This window comes from Bartonella japonica (assembly GCF_040545385.1).
Lineage (GTDB): Bacteria > Pseudomonadota > Alphaproteobacteria > Rhizobiales > Rhizobiaceae > Bartonella > Bartonella japonica.
Window position 1 is genome coordinate 1 of the sequence record NZ_JBEPLT010000037.1, and the last position, 3,704, is coordinate 3,704.

3 protein-coding genes and 3 pseudogenes are annotated in these 3,704 nt (G+C 37.9%); 3 read left to right on the top strand and 3 right to left on the bottom strand.

The annotated features are described in order from the left end of the window. Positions 1-6 precede the first annotated feature (6 nt). A pseudogene (bgtA, locus tag ABID39_RS07615) lies at positions 7-615 on the bottom strand (gene transfer agent endolysin BgtA); the annotation flags it as partial. 177 nt (positions 616-792) lie between these two features. On the opposite strand from bgtA, the gene ABID39_RS07620 reads away from it, so the two are divergent. Then, the gene (locus ABID39_RS07620) at positions 793-1,959 is read left to right on the top strand and encodes a tyrosine-type recombinase/integrase (RefSeq protein WP_354187547.1); all 1,167 of its coding nucleotides are present in this window, start codon (positions 793-795) and stop codon (positions 1,957-1,959) included. Positions 1,960-2,168: 209 nt separating this feature from the next. Then, entirely contained in the window at positions 2,169-2,369 is a 201-nt protein-coding gene (locus ABID39_RS07625) for a helix-turn-helix transcriptional regulator (protein ID WP_007347209.1), read from the top strand. A 5-nt stretch (positions 2,370-2,374) separates the two neighbouring features. Here the strand turns inward: ABID39_RS07625 and ABID39_RS07630 are convergent. Continuing rightward, positions 2,375-2,583, bottom strand: a pseudogene (locus ABID39_RS07630) (hypothetical protein); the annotation flags it as partial. Positions 2,584-2,791: 208 nt separating this feature from the next. On the opposite strand from ABID39_RS07630, the gene ABID39_RS07635 reads away from it, so the two are divergent. Then, a complete protein-coding gene (locus ABID39_RS07635; protein ID WP_354187549.1) occupies positions 2,792-3,406 on the top strand; it encodes a hypothetical protein in 615 nt (204 codons plus the stop codon). A 10-nt stretch (positions 3,407-3,416) separates the two neighbouring features. On the opposite strand, the pseudogene ABID39_RS07640 reads toward ABID39_RS07635, so the two are convergent. Next, a pseudogene (locus ABID39_RS07640) lies at positions 3,417-3,704 on the bottom strand (hypothetical protein); the annotation flags it as partial.

Here is a 3,704-nt window from a genome sequence, read left to right on the forward strand (position 1 = left end):
ACAAGATCATAAGCGTTGTTCTCTTAAGCGATTAATAATAAACACTAATCCTACACAGGAAGCAAAAACTATAATCGTTGCTAAAGCCCATTGCACAGGTCCACTTCCTTCTAACAATTCCGCAAAACCCGAAAAAGAAGCTATGATCGGAGCAAGAACTTCGGCTTTTAAAATTTTTTTTGGTTCTTGCGCTTCTACTGTTTGATAATTAGACGAAACGTAAGCCCCTTTCGCCCATAAGCCTGCTTCTGCTGCACGCCGGTGTACGAGACCTTTCAAACGCTTACCACCCGCTTTTGTCCATTTCTGTAATTCGGATGGCACCGCTTCATATTCACCTTTATTAAGCTTTTTTAACAATGTAGAATTGCAAAAAGCTACTGTTCCTACATTATAGCAAAAGGATACTAATGCCGCGAATTGTTCATTGGTTAAGGAAACTATAACAGCGCGTTCAACGGCATTCTCAAATTGTCTTAAGTCTTGGCAAAGAAGTTTTTCTGCTTGCTTTTCAGTGATGGTCATGCCTTTGTGAACTAAAGGTTTTCCTGCACTATTTGTATGTCCGTAACCAATTGTCCACACACCAATAGCATCTTTGTAAGCTTTTAAACGCTACAACACTTTGATTTATAATGATAATTCACTGTTTTGTATGTTGAATGAGAGTCTCGAATAACGTAAGATTCTCTCATTTCAAAGCTGTTTATATTAAATCAAACAAACCCACTTGCTTGCACGTCAAAAGCGGGGCTGATGTGTGGGTAAAATTTATACAAGAAAGGACTAAAAATGGCTCTTATGAACCGTCTTAGTGCAAGGGCTGTCGCAACATTGGGAGTTGGCAAATATAATGATGGTGCTGGCTTGTTACTTCATAAGCGTAAAGATGGAGGTGCTCAATGGCTTTATCGTTATACCATTCATGGACGCCGTCGTGAAATGGGCTTGGGTGCTTTAAGACATGTCTCTTTAAAACAAGCCCGTGAATTAGCAAACCAATGGCGTTCTGTTTTACATGAAGGGCGTGATCCCATTAAAGAACGTGAGAAACAAAAGCGTGAAGCGATGCGTAATCTCCATTATTTAAAAGATATTGCTTTAGATACTTTTGAAAGTCGTAAAGCTGAATTAAAAGGAGATGGTAAAGATGGTAAATGGTTTGCACCTTTGCGGCTTTATATTCTCCCTAAATTAGGTTGCCTGCCCGTTTCTGAGATTACCCAAACAGAGATACGCAATACCCTTGCTCCCATTTGGCATTCAAAAGCTGGAACTGCTTATAGAGCTCTCAAGCGTCTTAATATGTGTCTCAAACATGCGGCTGCCTTGGGATTAGATGTCGATTTACAAGCAGTAGAAAAAGCACGCGCGCTCTTAGGGAAACAACGTCATAAAACACAAAATAGACCAGCCATGGATTGGAGAGATATTCCGGATTTTTATCAAACTCTTTGTCAAACAACAGCTATAAAACAATTGGCTTTACGTCTGCTTATCCTTACAGGGGTACGCACATTGCCATTATGTCATATTCATAAAGATCAAGTTGATGGTGATATATGGACTATCCCTGCTGAAAATATGAAAGGAAAGCGTGATGCTACAACAGAATTTCGCGTGCCTTTATCAACAGAAGCATTAGAAATCTTAAAACAAGCACGCTCGCTTTCTCGCAATGATTTCTTCTTCTCTGCAACCGGTCGGGGGCCTCTCGCGCAGAATTGTATGTCTGTTTATATGAAAAAAACTGGACTGAACGCCTGCCCCCATGGTTTTCGCTCTAGTTTACGCGATTGGCTTGCTGAAACAACCGATGCCCCCTATGAGGTTGCTGAAACTATTCTAAGTCATACGGTAGGAGGACAAGTAGAGCGTGCCTATCGTCGTACTGACTATTTAGAACAGCGCCGCGTTTATATGGATAAATGGGCGGCTTATGTCACTGGGCAATCTTAAGATATGGGGTAATTTACCCCATCATCTGTGGATAACTTTAGCTCTCTTCTCTCTCATTCTCTCTCAATAAGACTCATAAATCATCACATAAGAAATTGTATGATAAAATACTGTTTTCTATAAATAAAATACCTTCAAAAATAAACCAAAATGTGCTTAATAAATGGGCATGATTTGTTTCTATTTTTTGAAAATGAAAGGATTTTAAAATGACAGAAAATGATATTCTTTTAACAGACCGTGAAAGTGCAAAATTGCTTCATATGAGTGTCTCAACATTCCGCCGTCATGTAACCAATGGCTCTCTCCCAAAACCCTTAAAATTTGGTTTTTTATCCCGTTGGTTACAATCGGATCTTTTGAATGTCATAGAGCAAGCAAAACAGCAACGTCAAAGTGACGCGGCATAAAAAAACCTTGTCACGTAAGAAATCAGCCTCTCATTGCCAATTTTATTCCCCGCATTCTCAGCAGCCCTCACCACTGCTTCATCAGTTACAAGATATCCTTTTTTAAAATACGGGTCATTTTGTTCGGAATGCCTTTAACCCGTCCTAAACCAGCTCTTGGAGGTATGTGTTTTTTAATTGGTTTGGGAGTCTGTTCTGTATTTTCTGTTGTCATAAAATACGCCCTCCGGATAATAAAAAACCCCGCATTTGCAGGGATTTTTAACTGTACTTACCCCTCACTTAGATACAATACGCCTAAGTACAGTAAGTTCATTAAATACGATTTGCTACACTTTGTCAACATAAAAATAACACATATTGATATATTCGAAAGGAATCGGGTATGCAGTATTAATTATAATAATTCAAAGGACTAAATAATGAAATCACTTTTCACAACACGCATCCTAACATTTATAGCCTTTTTTTCTATATCAATGTTATCTATATCAATGTCATTTGGATTTACGCGGATATTTACACGTGTTGATACTATAGAGCAATATAATCAAATTTACGACAAATACGCAAGTAAAGAGTATGAGGGCTTTTCGCATTTTGATAAGCAAAACGAAGCAAATCAATTTGCATACAATAATGGCTATCAGAATATAACTTCCAAATTTGACACTGTATGGCATCGTCACATACTCGTTATTTTATGTGGACGTTTTGTGAATTTATTGCGGGGTGAGTATAACAAGGAAATGTCATGGGCAATGCTACCCAGTGTAATAAACACTTTACGCTATGAACATAATTGGAGTGAAGAAAATTTTATGTGGGCATACAACATGTCCATGAACAGTACAGATCCAATGATTTATTACGCGAAAAAATTTCTTAGTACTTCGAGTGGAAATGGCATTAACCCCGAAACACAAATTGTTGACTTAGTATCTAGTATGAGAATCGATAATGGAAGAGGTATTAAAAAAACAGCTAGGTTTTGTAGAGATTTACAAACAATATACAATATAATGAAGCCGAAATAAAAATTATTATTTAACAGTCAAAATGTTTCTGAAGCGCATTAAGAGCAACGCGCAATGAATTCACAAGATATGGTAGTATTTGATCTTCTATAACTAGATACTGTAGCGCTGCATAAAGATTATACTGTCTATAGAGGCATTGCGCTTCTCTTAGTGCTTCTTGCATATTGATAAATCGCTCCGTTGCAAATGCTACCCATTTGTCTCTTGCTTGATCATCAGAAGATGACGGCATTTCGTCATAAACAGCGCTTGGCAAGCCCTTTGCACAAAGGTAATTATTTCTTATCTGTAGATA